Origin of the sequence: Streptomyces sp. NPDC091412 (assembly GCF_044756885.1) — a bacterium.
Taxonomy (GTDB): domain Bacteria; phylum Actinomycetota; class Actinomycetes; order Streptomycetales; family Streptomycetaceae; genus Streptomyces.
The window spans coordinates 1-16402 of sequence record NZ_JBIVTV010000010.1; the positions used below are offsets into that span (position 1 = coordinate 1).

General features: G+C 69.2%; 16 protein-coding genes and 1 pseudogene. 6 read left to right on the forward strand and 11 right to left on the reverse strand.

The window, feature by feature from the left end; all coding sequences use genetic code 11:
• Window positions 1-144: 144 nt before the first annotated feature.
• The gene (locus ACIQMV_RS23355) at window positions 145-657 is read right to left on the reverse strand and encodes a hypothetical protein (protein WP_402595225.1); all 513 of its coding nucleotides are present in this window, start codon (window positions 655-657) and stop codon (window positions 145-147) included.
• Window positions 658-996: 339 nt separating this feature from the next.
• Window positions 997-1206, reverse strand: a pseudogene (locus ACIQMV_RS23360) (LuxR C-terminal-related transcriptional regulator); the annotation flags it as partial.
• Between the two features lie 240 nt (window positions 1207-1446).
• Between ACIQMV_RS23360 and ACIQMV_RS23365 the strand changes: the two are divergent.
• Window positions 1447-2385 carry a hypothetical protein gene (locus ACIQMV_RS23365; RefSeq protein ID WP_402595227.1) on the forward strand — a complete coding sequence of 313 codons (939 nt, stop codon included), beginning with the start codon at window positions 1447-1449 and terminating at the stop codon, window positions 2383-2385.
• Window positions 2386-2792: 407 nt separating this feature from the next.
• Here ACIQMV_RS23365 and ACIQMV_RS23370 read toward each other — a convergent pair whose 3' ends face one another.
• Both ACIQMV_RS23370 and ACIQMV_RS23375 read right to left on the reverse strand, forming a co-directional pair.
• Window positions 2793-3008 carry a hypothetical protein gene (locus ACIQMV_RS23370; protein ID WP_141360096.1) on the reverse strand — a complete coding sequence of 72 codons (216 nt, stop codon included), beginning with the start codon at window positions 3006-3008 and terminating at the stop codon, window positions 2793-2795.
• 305 nt (window positions 3009-3313) lie between these two features.
• Window positions 3314-3832: a hypothetical protein gene (locus ACIQMV_RS23375; RefSeq protein WP_402595229.1), complete on the reverse strand. Its 519-nt coding sequence runs from the start codon at window positions 3830-3832 to the stop codon at window positions 3314-3316.
• Window positions 3833-4363: 531 nt separating this feature from the next.
• Here ACIQMV_RS23375 and ACIQMV_RS23380 point away from each other — a divergent pair.
• Window positions 4364-5041, forward strand: coding sequence for a hypothetical protein (locus tag ACIQMV_RS23380; protein ID WP_402595231.1), 678 nt, complete (start codon window positions 4364-4366; stop codon window positions 5039-5041).
• 92 nt (window positions 5042-5133) lie between these two features.
• Here ACIQMV_RS23380 and ACIQMV_RS23385 read toward each other — a convergent pair whose 3' ends face one another.
• From ACIQMV_RS23385 to ACIQMV_RS23395, 3 genes are all read right to left on the reverse strand, one after another.
• On the reverse strand, window positions 5134-6453 hold the full coding sequence (locus tag ACIQMV_RS23385; protein WP_402595232.1) for a phosphatase PAP2 family protein: 1320 nt from the start codon (window positions 6451-6453) through the stop codon (window positions 5134-5136).
• A gap of 341 nt (window positions 6454-6794) precedes the next feature.
• Window positions 6795-8174 carry an FAD-binding oxidoreductase gene (locus ACIQMV_RS23390; protein ID WP_402595234.1) on the reverse strand — a complete coding sequence of 460 codons (1380 nt, stop codon included), beginning with the start codon at window positions 8172-8174 and terminating at the stop codon, window positions 6795-6797.
• A gap of 39 nt (window positions 8175-8213) precedes the next feature.
• Window positions 8214-9134 carry an antibiotic biosynthesis monooxygenase gene (locus ACIQMV_RS23395; protein WP_402595236.1) on the reverse strand — a complete coding sequence of 307 codons (921 nt, stop codon included), beginning with the start codon at window positions 9132-9134 and terminating at the stop codon, window positions 8214-8216.
• 111 nt (window positions 9135-9245) lie between these two features.
• Between ACIQMV_RS23395 and ACIQMV_RS23400 the strand changes: the two genes are divergently transcribed.
• The gene (locus tag ACIQMV_RS23400; protein ID WP_141360101.1) at window positions 9246-9812 is read left to right on the forward strand and encodes a nucleoside deaminase; all 567 of its coding nucleotides are present in this window, start codon (window positions 9246-9248) and stop codon (window positions 9810-9812) included.
• 127 nt (window positions 9813-9939) lie between these two features.
• Here the strand turns inward: ACIQMV_RS23400 and ACIQMV_RS23405 are convergent, their stop codons facing one another.
• From ACIQMV_RS23405 to phoU, 3 genes are all read right to left on the reverse strand, one after another.
• Window positions 9940-10533, reverse strand: coding sequence for a lamin tail domain-containing protein (locus ACIQMV_RS23405; protein ID WP_402595239.1), 594 nt, complete (start codon window positions 10531-10533; stop codon window positions 9940-9942).
• Between the two features lie 455 nt (window positions 10534-10988).
• Window positions 10989-11144, reverse strand: coding sequence for a hypothetical protein (locus tag ACIQMV_RS23410; RefSeq protein WP_172632924.1), 156 nt, complete (start codon window positions 11142-11144; stop codon window positions 10989-10991).
• Between the two features lie 139 nt (window positions 11145-11283).
• Window positions 11284-11973, reverse strand: coding sequence for a phosphate signaling complex protein PhoU (gene phoU / locus ACIQMV_RS23415; RefSeq protein WP_402595241.1), 690 nt, complete (start codon window positions 11971-11973; stop codon window positions 11284-11286).
• Between the two features lie 237 nt (window positions 11974-12210).
• Between phoU and ACIQMV_RS23420 the strand changes: the two genes are divergently transcribed.
• Both ACIQMV_RS23420 and ACIQMV_RS23425 read left to right on the forward strand, forming a co-directional pair.
• Window positions 12211-13527, forward strand: a complete 1317-nt coding sequence (locus ACIQMV_RS23420; protein ID WP_141360103.1) for a cell wall metabolism sensor histidine kinase WalK — start codon at window positions 12211-12213, stop codon at window positions 13525-13527.
• A complete protein-coding gene (locus ACIQMV_RS23425) occupies window positions 13524-14204 on the forward strand; it encodes a response regulator transcription factor (protein ID WP_010358452.1) in 681 nt (226 codons plus the stop codon). The genes ACIQMV_RS23420 and ACIQMV_RS23425 overlap by 4 nt, the downstream gene beginning before the upstream one ends.
• A gap of 113 nt (window positions 14205-14317) precedes the next feature.
• Here ACIQMV_RS23425 and ACIQMV_RS23430 read toward each other — a convergent pair whose 3' ends face one another.
• Window positions 14318-14989, reverse strand: coding sequence for a DUF461 domain-containing protein (locus ACIQMV_RS23430; protein WP_402595244.1), 672 nt, complete (start codon window positions 14987-14989; stop codon window positions 14318-14320).
• A 692-nt stretch (window positions 14990-15681) separates the two neighbouring features.
• On the opposite strand from ACIQMV_RS23430, the gene ACIQMV_RS23435 reads away from it, so the two are divergent.
• Entirely contained in the window at window positions 15682-16164 is a 483-nt protein-coding gene (locus ACIQMV_RS23435; protein WP_003953493.1) for a CarD family transcriptional regulator, read from the forward strand.
• Window positions 16165-16402: the final 238 nt, after the last annotated feature.

Below are 16402 nucleotides of genomic sequence, written 5' to 3' on the forward strand. Positions count from 1 at the left end.
AACAAGGACCTCGACAATCCTCATTCTTGCTGGTCAGGGGCACTTTCTGCTTTCCTGACTGCCTGTCGGACAGCCCGCTTCATGAAAGCCCGAGGCTAGGGCCTGTCCGGCATGATTCGCCGGACAGGCCCTGGTCGCCGCAGTTCACAGCCTGCCGGAGACGACCCCGCGCCACGTCCACCCCACGCCCAGGACGGTCTCCTGCAAGGGGGTCTTCAGGTCGTTGGTGTCGAAGCCGAACGTCTCAGTCGCTTCGATGCCGCCGTCCTCGCCGCCGCCGAGCGTCCAGCGCTTGGAGACCGTGTGCACCTGGCCGCGCTGGGCCTCGGCCGCGATGACCAGCCGGGGGGTGTCACCGACCCACGAGACCTCGAACTGCTGGTCGAGGCAGCGGACTTCGTGCTTCTCCGGGACCAGCCGCATCCGGGTCTGGAACACCCGGCTCACCTGCGTACGGATGAAGAAGGTCCGCCACGCCGGGTCCAGGACGCGCCATTCGGCCACCAGGTCGGCGCCCTCCGCGCGGCCGTCCCGGACGACGTAGGGGACGTCGGGACGGCTGAGCCCGAGCAGGGCCGCGTGCACCTCGGCAGCGGGGCGCGGGGCGATGCCCTCGGCGGGGCGCTTGGTTCCGGTCAGTTTGTCGAAGAGTCCCATGGGGTCAACCTGTCAGGGGCGGGGATGTCGGTACAAGATCGGTCCGTGCCGCGGGGCGCGCTACGACGCCGCGCCGCTGTCCGGCCGTACCGTGCTCACGAAGTCCTGGAAGCGGCGGGGATCGGTCGGCCGACGTCGGCGAGGAGCTCGGCGGGGACGCCCTCACGGGCCCATTCGACGGCGAGGTCCGACCCGAGGCCCTCGACGTAGACGAGCTCGCCGTCGGATGCCCAGGCCCAGGAAACCGACTCGATGCAGCACTGGCCGGGTTCGCCGGGCGGGTCGCCGCCGTCCGGCCACGGGGCCGGGGTGAACAGGCGGCCCGGCGTGGCAAGGGTGTCCGTTGTCGGTGCCGTTCTCCAGCAGCCCAGCCTCGTACGCCGGCAGGGCGATCTGCACGCGGTTGTCGAGGTAGAGCTTGGCGAGGATGCGGGAGACGCGGGCCTTGACGGTGGCCACGCTCATGAACAGTTCGGTGGCGATCCGGGCGTTGGCGAGTCTGCGGCCGACGGCGACGGCGACGGCGACGGCGACCTCGCGGACCGCTGCGGACCATTTCAGCAGGTGAGAGGCGCAGTCGGGGAGTTCAAATCCCGCCACCCCGGCGAGAGGTACCACGTCACCCCCCGGTTTCCAGAGATGGAAACCGGGGCCTGATGTCTGGGTAGTTCAGAATGCGCCTGGTCCAAAAACCGACGGCGCCCGACCCGCTCTGTGACGCTTCTTGATCCGGTTGCGCTCTTGTACCGGGGCCGGAGCCGCCGGTTCCCTGTTTCCAGGAGGGCTCAAGTGCTTTTCAGACGCACCGTGCTGGCCGTAGGGATCGTCGTCGCTACCAGTCTGCCGATGGCTGGGACCGCCACGGCGAAGCAGGGGCCAGCGGCCGGCCAGATCACCGCCACTTACTACTATTCCTCCGGCTGGCCCGCCATGGTCTCGCTCGACCCCGTGAGCGGCGACGTCACCAGGACCTTCGCGCAGAACGCCGAAGACGGCGTCCTCTCTCCGAACCGGTCGACCGTGGCGTACATCCAGCACGACGACACCTGCATTCCCCAGTTCGAGGGCTGCATGTATGCCCAAAACCTCGTGGTCGCCAAGGCCGACGGCAGTAACCAGCACGTTCTGGTCCGAGGTGTCGAGCCCGAGACCGGGAACGCGCCATACGTCGCACACCCCCGCTGGTCTCCGGACGGCAAGCGGATCCTCTACTACAGCCCGCGCGGCCTGGAGTGGGTCAAAAGCGACGGCACCGGACAGGAGGTGCTCACCACGGGTGTCGGCGTTGCCGCCATCTCGCCCGACGGCAAGAGCATCGCCTTCGTGAAGACCACCGTGGACGCGACGGCCGACGGCCGTACTTACGACCGCGACGTCTGGGTCATGGACATCGCTACCCGGCAGATGCGCCAGATCAGCACCCTTCGCTACGCGCAGGGCACACCCGTTTGGTCCCCCGACGGGCAGCGCATCGTCGTCGACACCGCAATGGGTCTGAGTGCCATCGATGTGGCGACCGGCGCCGTCACCGATCTGCAGAGCGACTGGCCGATCCCGCTGACCAGCATCCGGAGCCCCGTCTTCTCACCCGACGGTACCCGGATCGCCTTCAACGCCGTGGACGGATTTGACTACACCAACAGCACCTACGTCGTCGACGCCGACGGAAAGAACCTTCGCGTTCTCACGGACCAGCCCGTGATCCCCAGCGACTGGGTGAACAAGTAGCCGCGGCCGGCGAAGTACAGCAACCGACCATGACCGACAGCCACTCCGTGGGACCGCCGGGGGCCTTCTGCAGCCCCCGTTGACCGATCTCTGCAGGGCTACGGATCAGAAGGGTGTGAGGGGGTGGGTATGGTGCCATTCGGCGTCCCGGGACCTGGCAGGTCCGGAGACTGCCATCCGGCCCGCCCCCTTGGCTGCCCCGACTGCGGACGTGGCAGCTCGCTGCGCTCGGCGCGACGGCGTTCGGGAGCTCCCGCCCGCCGCGTGCTTCCGGGCCGGCTCGGACCTGGCGTGCCCGACGGGTCGGCACAGTCCTTGCGACTCTCCCGGCCACGCTCGCGCGGGAGCGCCCCGCGGCGCGTGGCTGCGGGGCGCCTTGTGGGGTTTAGCGGGGCGCCTTGTGGGGTTTAGTCGACCGACTGCCCGTCGTACTTACCGCCCTTGCAGGGGTTGCCCGGCAAGTCGATCCGGGGCGTTCCGCCGCCCTCCTCGCACTGAGAAGGAGTGACGTAGGACGGGGCACCCTGTGCGGTGGCGGCGGTGGCGGTGGCGGCGCCTGTGAGGCCGAGTCCGGCGAGGGCTGCCGTGGCGCTGACGGCGGCGAGGATTCGTCGAATGCGCATTTGGTTCCCCTTTCACGGATTACCTCGGTTGGGGCACTAGTCAGATTGATCCTCACCCCTGTGGGTGGCACGTCATGTTGCGCCGTTCGGGTGACAGTGCTGGCGGGTCCGGGGTGGTGACGCGACCCGTCGGACAGGCCCTGGAACGAAGAGACCACCCCGGCCGGATGGGTGGTCTCCTCGTTGTTCCGGAGGGGGCGGCGTCCGCAGCCGGCCCCCTGCCAAGAGCCGTGTTGACCTGCGGACATGCTCGACGGCTGACATCAGCAGTGGCGCGCGTCCACAGGCGGTGGCAGGCGGAGGTGCTAGCAGCCCGCCGCGACGCCGCTGTTCACGAACGATTCGATGTTGATCGAGTAGCCGGCCCCGGTGGCGAGGTCGGGGTGGCTTCCGTGACCGTCCTCCGTGAGGCGCTCGGCGGTGAGGAAGACGATCCGCAGGACCATGTTCTCTCTGGCGAAGCACAGGTCGTCGGGCAGGGCCTCGGGGTCCGGATTCCATCCGTCCCGTACCGCCGCCGTCCGGTAGTACGCGGCCACTTCGGCCTGTGCGCCGGGGAAGGCGTATGTCCGGTTGGCATACACCGAGACATCGCCGCTGTCCGCCCAGCAGCCGGCGTCGACCTCCTCGAAGCCCCGGGGGACGGTGGCCCCGGCTGGCCGGGAGTCGAGGATGCCGAGCGCCGCCATCTGCTTCACCCGGTCCTCGGTCCCCTCGCAGTCCCGGGCGAGTTCCAGCAACGTGCAGCCGGTGAGCGTTACGGCCGCCAGCGCGGTCGACAGGAGCAGGGATGTCGGGCGGGTGGTACCTGTCGGCAGAGGCACAGCGGGCTCCAGGTGAAGGCCGGGGCGGAGGGAGGAGGCGGTACGCCGGACAGAACAGTCGTCGGTGCCCGCTCCGGAGCAGGCACCGCCCAGTTCTACCAAGCCGCATCGCTCCTGATGTGAGCGTGTCCGTAGGCGACTCCCCGGTCCTCGTGGCCGCGTCGCCCGAGGCCACCCGGCAGGCAGCGACCGAATCGGAGCCGGCGTCAGGCACGCGCTGAAAGCGGGTCGCCGGCGACTCCTCACGAGTCCGGATTTCGTATCCTCCGCCGGTCGACCAGGACGACGGTCGCAGCGGTGTGGCGAGCGGCGTGCGGCCGGCCCCGTATGCCCGTGAAGTCGCAGGTCACCGTCGTCGAACCGGTATGGGCTCCCACGACTCCTCGTGATCATGTCACCAGTCTGTGACAGCGTTGTCCTGGAACGAAGGCGCCGGGATCCCTTCGGCTCGCAGCCCCCTCATAGTGATCAGACGACCACCGAGAGCCGAAACAGCTTCGGCCTCAACTGCTGATTACCCAGGGGGATTTCATGTCCGGCAACCGTCGCAAGGCCTTCCTCGTCTCCGCAGCCGTCGTGGGCGGTGCCATGCTGATGACCGCATGCCAGGACGGGGACGCGGCCACGGACACCGGCGCCGCGCAGAGTTCTTCGTCCGCCACTCCCGTCGGCGATGCGGCCACCCCGTCCGGCTCGTCGGCCGCGGGCAGCGGTCGGAGCACCGACAAGAACTCCGACGCGACGGGCAAGGGAACCGAGGACGCGGCCGGCTCCGGTGCCGACACCGGCAACGGCAAGCGGGAGCCGGTCGGGCAGAGCTGCGGCGCCAACGACATCTCCTGGAGCACCAGGTCCGAGACCCAGGCCGGCGGATACATCCTGGTCATGGCCAAGGCGAAGCCGGGGATCACCTGTTACCTGCCCGCCGCGCTTCCGACCGTCGCGTTCGGGTCCGACGGCACGCAGGCGGGTCCCGCTGAGCAGGCCACAGGCAAGCAGATCAAGCTGAGCGGGAGCACCACCGCCTACGCCGGGGTGAACCCGAAGACCACCAACGGAAACGGTGGCAAGGAACTGGACTTCATCATCGTCGGCGTCGGTGACGACGACCCCAACCCGGTCTCCCTGCCGGTCGGCACCATCACTGTCGAAGACCCGATCGTCACCAACTGGCACACCGCCCCGGCCGACGCCGTTCCCTTCAGCTGAACGGACCCGCAGCTCGTGACCCGTGCTTGAACGGCTTGGCACGGGCAGCGGCCGGGCCCGGTATCGGGCCGGTTGGTGGCGTGCGACACGCTTCAGATCGGTTCCGGCTGCGGTAGCGGTTGTCGCGCTGGTGTGCTCCTCGGTTGCCACGCCGCGGTGGTCCGTACGTAGCCGTAGACCACGGAGGTCATCGCCAGCATGAGCAGCGGTCCGGACACCCACGGGTGCTCGGCCATCTTCAACGGCAGGAAGCGGTAGGACACCAACAGCGCAGCGAAGACCGTTGTCCCGTAAGCGACCAGCCGGATCCCCGACCGGTCCCAGCCGCGGTCGAGCGCCCGCAGAGCTGCCTCGATCGTGAGCACGAACACCACGCCGGCAATGAGATCGACGCCGTAGTGGTAGCCGAATCCCAGCGTTGCGGCGAGTGTGGCAATCAGCCAGAACGTGCCCGCGTACCGCAGAACGCGTGGGCCGTTGCGGGAATGGATGAAGATCGCGGCCGCCCACGCCGTGTGCAGGCTGGGCATGCAGTTCCGCGGGGTGATCTCGTCGAACGGCATGGGGTGCGGGGCATTGACCGGCGGCGGCGTTTGTGGCCACAGGTCGGCCACCGCCCAGTGCTCGCTGGACGGGATCTCCGGCGACCACAGGCTGACCGTCGCCCAGTGCTCGGTGCCGGTGCCGTAGGCGAAGATCGGTCCGACCACCGGGAAGATCATGTAGAAGGCCGGTCCGAGAAGGCCGATCACCAGAAAGGTGCGCACCAGGTGATGGGTCGGGAAGCGGCGCTCGACCGCCACGCCGCGCAGTTGATACAGGGCGACGGCGACTGCGGCCACCGCGAGCTGACCGTAGACGATGTCGAGGAAATTGAAGCCGATGGGGCCGGTGGCCGTGACGGCCCGGCCCACCAGCCACGACGGATCGCCCAGCGCGTGATCGGCTGTTGCCACGTACTGGTCGAGCACCGCCGGGCGGGTCTTCGAGGTGATGAGCAGCCATGTGTCGCCGGTCTTGCGGCCGGCCACCAGCAGCAGGCCCAGCCCGACGCCCTTCAGCAGCAAAACACGTTCCCGGCCGGTGCGGCGAGTGACAGCGACGACCGCGTAGCCCAGAATCACCCACAACGCACCGTTGCCGAAGGGGTGTCCGCCGGTCGTCTCGATGTCCAACGCCCACCGGACCAGCGAGAAGGCGATATCGATACCGATCGCCGTACCCGCCGCGATGAACCGTTGCCGCCAGGTGAGCACCACCATCATCAACGCCATGGCGGCGTACAGCAGGCCGCCCGACTTGGGGGCGGCCACCACCTCTCGCACCTGGGTGGTGATCGGCCCTGGTAGGCCGTAGCGACGCGCGGCGAACTCCAGCACGATGAGGAATCCGAGGGCCGCGACACCCGCCACGGCCCAGAGTCTCTCCCGTCGTCGGGGCAGGTCCGGTCGAGGTACGCGCATGGGCGGAGTGGTCACTTCGCCCGCAGTCCCGATGCGTCTCCCAAAGCCCCGAGACACTTCATCCCCCCCTCAGCCCGCCCCTGCACGCCACCCGTGCCCTTGGTCTCCCCCGCAGCGCGGACAGCCACAGTCAACAGCGGTGCCCCAGCCCCTCACGGGAGGGAAGCACAGCGGATCTGCGCAGGTCAATAGCCATGTGGGCACACAAGCGCCGTCGCTTCCCAAGCTGAGGGCTCGGGCACCGTCGTCACGGGGCGGCCGTCGCGGCCTGCTCCGGGCGCCAGGTCCCCTCAGGCGGACAGGTAGGAGAAGAAGAGACCCTGCGGGTCGTACTCCGCCCGCAAAGACCGCAGGAGCTGCCAATCGGCGGTCGTGAACGATCGCCGGGCCCGGGACGGGTCGGCGGTCAGGTCCGCTTCGGCGATGTAGTGACCGGTCCCGAACGGTTCCACCGCGCGCATGGCGTCGCGCAGCCAGTGCACGTTGACGTCGTCGTGTGCGGGATCGGTCCAGACGGCGTAGGGCACGACGTAGCTCTCTCCGAGCACGGAGAACGCCATGTTCCGCAGCAACTCGTCCTCCCGCGAGACCGGTGAGACGGGCGCCAGCACGAAGGACTTCCCGGAGGGGGCCCTGGCGACCGCGTCACACAGTTTCGCCAGGAGCGATGCGTAGCCCTCGTGAGACCACAGCGTGTCGGCCGCGTAGCGGTGCTTCTCGGGCCACAGGTCCAGGGAGGCGTCATAGAGCACGGCAAGAGACGTCGGCTCATCGAGCCGCCGGGACAGCGGTCGTTCGGAGAGAGGGCAACTGCGCAGCGGACGCAGGGCGTCAACGGCTTCAGTGTGCGAGTTCGCGAACGCGGTGGCGGTGACGACGACCACCTCGGGCCACGGCCCATCCGGCACGCCTGATGCGTTCTCGGCGGCCAGCAGGAAGGACAGTTCCACCTTCGCGGGCAGTTCACGCGCCGCCCCGGTGGCCCAGTCGGCCACGGGGCCTACTGCCGTGAGGGGAAAGACATAGGAGGTTGTGGCGAGTGCGGTCGGCCGCGGCCGCAGACGGAGACGGAAGCCGGTGACGACGGCGAAGAAGCCGGGTCCGGCTCCTCGTGCCGCCCAGAACAGACCGGGATGCTCTTCTTCGGTGCACCTGAGCACGTCACCGTCGGCTGTCACCGCGGTGATCTCCAGTACGCTCGCGCAGCCCACCCCCCACAGACCGGAGTTCCAGCCGAGGCCGCCGCTGAGGAGGTAACCGCCCAGGGCGACGGAGGGGCAGTGCCCTGCGGGGAAGGCGAGATCGCGCCGGGCGAGCTCCTTCGCGAATCTGCTGCCGATGACACCTGGCTGCACGGTCGCCGTCGCCGAGTCGGCATCGATCTCCCACTGATTGAGCCCGGAGAGGTCGAGGAGTATGCCTCCGTCCCGCAGCGGTGAACCGCACCAGCTGTGTCCGCCCGCGCGTACGGCGAGTCGCAGTCCACTGGAGACGGCCAGTTTCAGGACTTCCTGAACGTCCCGCTCGCAGGCGACGCGGACGATCAGATCGGGGTACCGGTCCGGCTTGAGTTCGTTCCACAGAGCCCGCGCACGGGCGGTCTCGTAGTCCGTGTCGCCCCTGCGGAGGACCGCGCCCTCGATCCGTGAGCGCCGGTTCTGTTCGCTCATGACGACCTCCTCGTCGTGAGCAGTTCCCGGAGCCGGCCGTCAGCCGGTGGTCAGGCCGAAGATCACGACGAACGCGAGCCAGCAGATCGCCACCATCGCGGCACCTGCCACGTCAATGCGGAGGGACCGCGCCTGACGTGGCATCAGCCAGAAGGCGAGGGCTCTGTTCACCAGCGGCATCAGCAGCCACGTCAGGATGGACACGCTCAACACGTTCGAGATGAACAAGGCGAGATATCCGGGCAGGCCGAGGGCGGCAAGTCGGGGACCCACCACGAGGTTGAGGACCTCGACGGTGGGATAGAGGGCCAGCACCACGGACATGGCCTGCTTCCAGTTGGGCGGGCCGCCCTCTTCCGCACCCTGCTCGAAGCGGAACCAGCTGCCGAACGCGGATCCGACCTTGCGCACGTCGTAGGACACGAAGGTGCCGCGCCCTTCGTCGAGGAGCTTTCGGCGGGTGGTGGATTCGAGCCAGTTGTCCAGATGTTGACGGGTGTCGAAGCGGAAGGCCGTGACCCACTTGTCCTGGATCCCCTTCACGGGCCGGAACAACTCCGAGCCCATGAAGCCCGGGAACCTCCGTTGAGCCGACAGGATCTTCTCCTGCCAGCTCACGAATCCCCGTTCCTGGTCAGGTCGCACGTCGTGCGAGATCACCGCGGTGACGGCGTCGTGGACCGGCGTGCCACCCGCGAGAACCTCCTGCGTGGGGGCCTCCTCGAACAGGTCGCGTCCCTGTTCGAGGAGTTCACGGCGGGTATCGGAGCTCATCCACGCGGTCAGCTGATCCAGATGGGAGAAGCGGAAGACAACGACCCACTCGTTTCCTTCGACGGAGGGCGGAGGGTACTGCTCCGTTCCCTCGAACCCGTCGAATTCGCCTACGACCTCGTTGGTCCGATCCTGCCAGCGCAGGTAGTCGTCTTCACATCCCGGACGGACCTTCTGTGAGACCACGACGGTCGCGCTGTCGCCGTGGGAGCCAGGAGTTGCACGAGGACTCACGCCTCCTAGAGTAGAGAGAAGCCCCATATGTCGCAAAAGTAACGTGGGATCGGAGGCGCCGAGATGGGACACAGGGAACACCTGGCCGAAGCGGCGCAGTTGGCCACCGAATCCGTCGAGAACGGCTGGGGAGGCCCCTTCGGCGCGGTGATCACCCATGACGGCGAGGTGATCGCTCGAGGCCAGAACCGCGTGCTGCTCACGGCGGACCCCACGGCGCACGGCGAGGTGGAGGCCATACGCAAGGCCATCCAGTACCTCAACCCGGATGCTCCCACTGTCTCGGAAGACCACCAGAACGAGTACACACTGGAGTTGGTGCCCCGTCCCGAGGGGTCCCCGGACATCCTGCCGGAGCGTGCCCGCATGCTCCAGGGATGCTCGATCTACACCAGCGGCGCGCCCTGCCCCATGTGCATGAGCGCCATCTACTGGGCGCGAATCGGCGCCGTCTACTACAGCTGTGACTGGAAGGCCACCGAGGAGATCGGGTTCAGCGACGACTTCCAGTACGAGGACTTCCAGCGGCCTCCGGACCAGCGGAGCATCAGCATCAAGCAGATGTACCCCGAGCTGGGCGCCCAGGCCTACCAGGCGTGGCAGGACAAGCCGAACCACCATCCGTACTGACGGTCACTCATGTGTGGGTGCGTTGGCGGCCGGTGATGAAGAGGCCCCCGGGCGGCGGAATCTCCGCCGGCCGGGGGCCTTTCACCGGCCGGGGCCTGCCCGGGCCGTCAGCAGGGGGTGCCCGGGGTCAGTGGCGGCCGCTGCGGTCGTTGCGGTCGCCGTGGTTGTTGCGGTCGCCGCGGTCGCCGCGGTCGTTGTGGTTGTTGCGGTCGTTGTTGTGGGAGCCGCGGGGGTCGCGGGTGTCGCGGGGGTCGCGACGGTCGTTGTTCCAGGTGGAGGTGTCCACCATGCGGCCGCGCTCGTTGCGCAGGGTGGCGGTGTCGCGGCGGTCCCAGATCTGGTTGCGGCGGTCCTGGAACACGTCGTTGCGGGTGTCGCGGCCCACGCCGGTGTGGACCCGGACCGTGGCGTGGCCGTTGAGACGGAAGTGGCGGAAGGTGTAGGTGTGGCCCTGCCTGTCGGACAGCGTCCACCCGCGCAGGTTGACGTTCTCGCGGCTGTTGTTCGTGATCGCCACCCACTCCTGGTTCAGGGCGCTGTTGGAGCGGCGGTCGCGGCCCTCGGAGCCGAGGTGCACGTTGCTGATCACCACGCTCTGGCGCTGCGGGCCCGGGGCGTGGCCGGCTGCGGACGCCGGCAGCGCCACCGTACCGACCAGTGCACCGGCGGCGGCAACGGCGGCGGCCAGACGACGAGCGGTCACAGAAACGGAAATGGACACGGGCTCTCCCTGCTTGGTGCGAGCACACTCCGCCCGCGGGGACGGGCCGCGCGGGAGGGTGTGCGCTGTGCGGTGGCGGCCGGCTGGCCGCGCCCTCATACCTTGTCCGCCGATTCCGGGACATGGCGGTAATTCCCGACCGGTGTTACAGAGCGCCCGTATTTCTGTGACGGTTGCCTGTAGGGATCATTCAGCCGCCGAACGCGGACAGTTGACGGGCCGTCGGCGGGAAGGTCCTTGCGGGCGCTGAGCAGCGGCGCTCGTTCGCCAGGGCGCGCCACCCCGGACGCGGCGCGGCCGTCACTCTTTCGTGGGTAACAGCGGGTGCGGGTGCCGGTGCATACGGCGCAGGGCCCCGGTGGAGTACCGGGGCCCTGCGATCACCTGCGGCGCCGTGCCGCGGTGCGGATAGAGGTGAACCGATTCGGGTGAACGTGGTGGGCGGCGGCGTCCCGTCAGCCGCACTGGCAGGGGCCGCCCGACTGGCACCCGCAGCCGCAGCCCGAGCCGCAGCCGCAGGCGCCGAAGAGCGGGAGGCTCCTGATCTCGGCGGGCTGCTCGGTCTCGCGTTCCTGCGTGGGGTCGGGCGTGGTGCTGGGGGATTCGGCCATGGGTCCCTCCTAGAGACTGGTGCCTTTGCCCATTTCATGCCCGCCGCACTGGGCGCATCAACGGCGCACGGTGGCTCGAGCACGCCCTGGCGTCCCCGTTTCGCGCCGCCCCGGGCCGGCCGGAGGCCGACCCCGGCCGTCAGGCGCCCTCCACCCCCGTCACCGGCTGGATGTCCTGCTGGAGCTCGTCCGCGTGCTCACCGGTCACCAGGTACACCACCCGCTTGGCGACCGCCACCGCGTGGTCGGCGTACCGCTCGTAGTAGCGGCCGAGCAGGGTGACGTCCACGGCCGTCTCGATGCCGTGCTTCCAGCGGTCCTCGATCAGGTGCGTGAAGAGGGTGCGGTGCAGCAGGTCCATCTCGTCGTCGTCCTGCTCCAGCTGGAGCGCCAGGTCGACGTCCTTGGTCACGATCACCTCGGCCGCCTTCGCCATCAGGCGCTGGGCCAGCTGCCCCATCTCCAGGATGGTGGCGTGCAAGTCCTGCGGGACCGCGCGCTGCGGGAAGCGTAGCCGGGCGAGCTTGGCCACGTGCTGGGCCAGGTCGCCCGAACGCTCCAGGTCGGCGGACATCCGCAGGGAGGTGACGACGATCCTGAGGTCCGTCGCCACCGGTTGCTGCCTGGCCAGCAGGGCTATCGCCCGGGCCTCCAGGTCGTGCTGGAGCTCGTCGACCCTCTGGTCGGCCTCGATCACGCTCTCGGCCAGCTTCAGGTCGGCGTCCAGGATGGCGGTCGTGGCGCGCCCGATCGCCGACCCGACCAGCCGGGCCATCTCCACCAGACCGTCGCCGATCGAGTCAAGTTCCTCGTGGTACGCGTCCCGCATCAGGGTTCCCTCTCGTGCGTCGTCATTCGGGGGTTCGGTAGGGGTTTTCCGGGGCCGGAGGCCACGGCGGAGCCTGGGGTACGAACCCCCACGCTCCCACGGTCCGGGGCCTACGCGTCCGTTTCCGTCACCCCAAATGAACCAATACTGGCTCCAAGGTGAACTCTGGGCGACGAGTGTCCGAGGTCGCACCTCGACGGCTGTGGTCGGGTCCTGTCCCGTGCCTAACCTGGACGCATGGACGTGAACGCGGCGGTCGCCGCAGCGGCAGCGATCGCCGGAGTACTCACCGGCGTCATCGCCATGCTGGCGTTCCGCTGGAGCGAGCGCGAGCAGAGGCGCCCGACCCGTACTTCCCTGCACACCGACCCGGTCCTGCCGCCGGGTGTGGACACCGTCCTCTCCGTTCTGCGTTCCTCCGCAGTCGTCCTCGACGAGGCCGACGCCGTGGTCAAGGCCAGCTCCGCAGCGTACGCCCTTGGGCTGGTCCGCGGCGGCAAGCTGGCCGTGGAGCCCATGCTCCAGATGGCCCGGGACACGCGGAGGGACGGAGAGATACGGCAGGTCGAGCTGGACCTGCCACGACGCGGCACCGGACGCGGCGAGGCCCTCGCCGTCTCCGCGCGTGTCGCGCCGCTGGGCTCCCGGCTGGTCCTGCTCCTGGTCGAGGACCTGACCGAGGCCCGCCGTATCGAGGCGGTACGACGCGACTTCGTCGCCAATGTGAGCCACGAGCTGAAGACACCCGTCGGCGCGCTCTCCCTGCTGTCCGAGGCCGTCATGGACGCCTCCGACGACCCGGAGGCCGTGGAGCGGTTCGCCGGGCGCATGCAGATCGAGGCGACCCGGCTCACCAACCTGGTGCAGGAGCTCATCGACCTGTCCCGGGTGCAGAACGACGACCCGCTGGAGGACGCCGAGCCCGTCCGCGTGGACGAGCTGGTGGCCGAGGCCGTCGACCGCTGCCGCCACCAGGCGGGAACCAAGCAGATCACGATGGCCTCGAACATGGTGGCGCCCGAAGGGCTCGCTCAGGGCGGTGCCGGTCGACGGGCGGGCGGCACCGCCGACCTGCGCGTGTGGGGCAACCGCGGCCAGCTCGCCGCCGCCCTCGGCAACCTCGTGGAGAACGCCGTCAACTACTCCCCGTCCCGCACCCGCGTCGGCATCGCCGCCCGCAGGGTCAACGTCCCCGGCGGGGACCTCATCGAGATCGCCGTCACCGATCAGGGCATCGGCATCTCGGACAAGGACAAGGAGCGCATCTTCGAGCGCTTCTACCGCGTCGACCCGGCCCGGTCGCGTGCCACGGGGGGCACCGGTCTGGGTCTGGCGATCGTGAAGCACGTGGTCGCCTCGCACGGCGGGGAGATCACCCTGTGGAGCGCCGAGGGACAGGGCTCCACCTTCACCCTGCGACTGCCGGAGGCGGCCGCGGCCCGAGAGGCCCGCGACCGCGCGCAGGAGCACCCCGCCCTCGACGAGGAGGCCGGGCAGCCACTCACCCACCCCACCCCTTACGAACCGCTTCCCGCCCCGGAGGTCCTTCCGTGACCCGAGTGCTCGTCGTCGAGGACGAGGAGTCCTTCTCCGACGCCCTGTCGTACATGCTCCGCAAGGAGGGCTTCGAGGTCGCCGTAGCGGCCACGGGGCCCGACGGACTCGACGAGTTCGAGCGCAACGGCGCCGATCTCGTCCTCCTCGACCTGATGTTGCCGGGGCTGCCCGGCACGGAGGTGTGCCGCCAGCTGCGCGGCCGCTCCAACGTTCCCGTGATCATGGTGACCGCCAAGGACAGCGAGATCGACAAGGTCGTCGGCCTGGAGATAGGCGCTGACGACTACGTCACCAAGCCGTTCTCCTCCCGCGAGCTGGTCGCCCGTATCCGCGCGGTGCTGCGCCGGCGCGGTGAGCCGGAGGAGGTCACTCCGGCGGCCCTGGAGGCCGGGCCGGTCCGCATGGACGTCGACCGGCACGTGGTCACGGTCTCCGGCTCCAAGGTCGACCTCCCCCTCAAGGAGTTCGACCTGCTGGAGATGCTGCTGCGCAACGCCGGCCGGGTCCTGACCCGGATGCAGCTCATCGACCGTGTCTGGGGTGCCGACTACGTCGGCGACACCAAGACGCTGGACGTCCACGTCAAGCGTCTGCGCGCGAAGATCGAGCCGGATCCGGGCGCCCCGCGCTATCTGGTGACGGTCCGGGGGCTCGGTTACAAGTTCGAGCCGTAGACCGGTGCGGGCCGCGCAGCGCGCACCGTCCGTCCCCCGCACGCCAAGGGCGGCACCCTCCTGAAGGGGGTGCCGCCCTTGGCGTGCTCGGCGTGCTGGTCGCGGACCGGGTCTCAGTTGCCGGCCGTCGACTGCGAGGCCGAGTCGCCGGGGGTCGCGGTGGCGTCGCCGCCGCCCGACGCGGAGGCCGACTCGGACTGCCGGGCCGATGGCGACTTCGCCTGGTCGCCCGCGGCGGAGTGGGACGCGGCCGGCTCGCCGGGTGCCGCCGGGATGTTGCTCGGGCCCCACTTGTCGAAGTAGCCCTGGGCCGGGACCACGAAGGCGCGCAGGCTCACGTCACCGGTCTTGCTGAAGGTGAAGGTGATCTTCTGCGCGTTGCCGTCCTTGAGCACCGGGCCGGGGTTGGTCAGCGCGGCGGAGGCGTTGCCCTTGCCGCCGAGGACCACGGAACCGTGCGCGGGGATGGTCACCTTGCCGCCGCCCTGCGCCGGGGTGATCTGGGCGGAGCCGTCGCCGTCGACACGGATCGCGTCCAGCGTCTGGTCGGTCGTGCCGCTGTTGAAGAGCGTCGCGATGATCACGGCCGGGCCCTTGGTCTGGACGCCGGGCTGGGTGACGACCACCGCGTTCTGGACCTTGATCGCGCCGACTGTCGTGGCCGCGTTGTCGGGGCGGATCTGGAGCGTCTGGGCATCGTGGCCGGCGCCGCACGCGGCGAGCGAGGCGATCGAGAACGCGATGACGGCGGCGGCGAGGGCGCCGCGTCGAAGGCTGCTGCTCACGGCGGCGGCAACTCCTTGAACGTGGGCGGAACAGGGCGGCTCCCTTATAAAGCCGCCCTAAGCGTCTGTCAGCGGCCATAGGTTACCGAGCCGTTCCCACGGGCCCGCACCCGACCCGCCCCCTGTGCCTCCCGCCACACCTCGCGCCCCCCCCGCGGCGCAGCCGTCCCGGCGCCCGGAATCCGGTCGTGCGACCGGGTCGGTGGGGGCCCCGCGCATTGGCCGCGCGGCCGTCCGCCTTTCCGATAAGCACCCCCCGCATAGCCCGCTCATAGCCCGTCATCGGCCCGCTGGGGATTTCCGGTGAAGGAATGCGCGCCGGGGGCGGGAATTGATCACCGGCCGCCCGTCCGGTGGATGGGACGAACGGCGTGATCAATTCCGGATTCGTCTTGGAGACGGCTCCGGAGCACCGAACGGAGTAGCGGAAGTCGAGCGCCTGGAACCAGACAAAACGGGATGTTCGGCCGTTTGGATGGTGCGCCGGATGTGTGTAACGTACGCGTTTCACCCCGCGTGGAGAGCCCCTCCGACCTGCGAATACCTGCTTCCCCTTGACCCCCGTGACCCTTCCGAAGCACGTCCCCGTTGCTGTTGTCAAGCCCCGAGATATGCCCTGACCTGCGAAAACGCCATTCAGAAGACGCCGTATCCGTGTTACCCTGGATAGCCACGGAAGGGGTACCTGTCACATGACGTTCAAGGTTGGCGACACCGTGGTCTATCCCCATCACGGGGCCGCGCTGATCGAGGCTATCGAAACTCGCCAGATCAAAGGCGTGGACAAGACCTACTTGGTGCTGAAGGTCGCCCAGGGTGACCTGACGGTGCGTGTGCCAGCGGACAATGCGGAGTTCGTCGGCGTGCGTGATGTGGTCGGTCAGGACGGGCTGGACCGGGTCTTCGAGGTCCTGCGCGCTCCGTACGCCGAGGAGCCCACGAACTGGTCGCGTCGTTACAAGGCAAATCTGGAGAAGCTCGCCTCCGGCGATGTCATCAAGGTCGCGGAAGTCGTGCGTGACCTGTGGCGTCGCGAGCGCGAGCGCGGACTCTCCGCCGGAGAGAAGCGCATGCTCGCCAAGGCCCGCCAGATCCTGGTGAGCGAGCTCGCCCTCGCGGAGAACACCAACGAGGACAAGGCCGAAGCCCTGCTCGACGAGGTTCTCGCGTCCTGACGCGAGGCGACTGCCACACCCGCCTCAGTTCAGCACAGAAAATGCCGCGGTGCCCGATGGCGCGTTTCATGTCGCCGGGCGCTGCGGCATGTTCGTACCCGCGCGGGTGCGCGCGGGCGTCCTCCATGCCGTACGGCCGGGGAGGATCCCCCCGATACTGTGTGCCGGGCCCGGGCAGCCGACTCGACCGGGGTCACGGAAGGGTCCGGTCGAGGCCGCACGTCCGGCACTCCCCCGG

What these genes read in the sequence shown, in the direction of transcription:
- ACIQMV_RS23380 (WP_402595231.1), top strand. Translation starts at nt 4,364, where the DNA reads ATGTCCGGCAACCGTCGCAAGGCCTTCCTCGTCTCCGCAGCCGTCGTG.
- ACIQMV_RS23435 (WP_003953493.1), top strand. Translation starts at nt 15,682, where the DNA reads ATGACGTTCAAGGTTGGCGACACCGTGGTCTATCCCCATCACGGGGCC.
- ACIQMV_RS23370 (WP_141360096.1), bottom strand. Translation starts at nt 3,008, where the DNA reads ATGCGCATTCGACGAATCCTCGCCGCCGTCAGCGCCACGGCAGCCCTC.
- ACIQMV_RS23390 (WP_402595234.1), bottom strand. Translation starts at nt 8,174, where the DNA reads ATGAGCGAACAGAACCGGCGCTCACGGATCGAGGGCGCGGTCCTCCGC.
- ACIQMV_RS23410 (WP_172632924.1), bottom strand. Translation starts at nt 11,144, where the DNA reads ATGGCCGAATCCCCCAGCACCACGCCCGACCCCACGCAGGAACGCGAG.
- ACIQMV_RS23400 (WP_141360101.1), top strand. Translation starts at nt 9,246, where the DNA reads ATGGGACACAGGGAACACCTGGCCGAAGCGGCGCAGTTGGCCACCGAA.
- phoU (WP_402595241.1), bottom strand. Translation starts at nt 11,973, where the DNA reads ATGCGGGACGCGTACCACGAGGAACTTGACTCGATCGGCGACGGTCTG.
- ACIQMV_RS23420 (WP_141360103.1), top strand. Translation starts at nt 12,211, where the DNA reads ATGGACGTGAACGCGGCGGTCGCCGCAGCGGCAGCGATCGCCGGAGTA.
- ACIQMV_RS23355 (WP_402595225.1), bottom strand. Translation starts at nt 657, where the DNA reads ATGGGACTCTTCGACAAACTGACCGGAACCAAGCGCCCCGCCGAGGGC.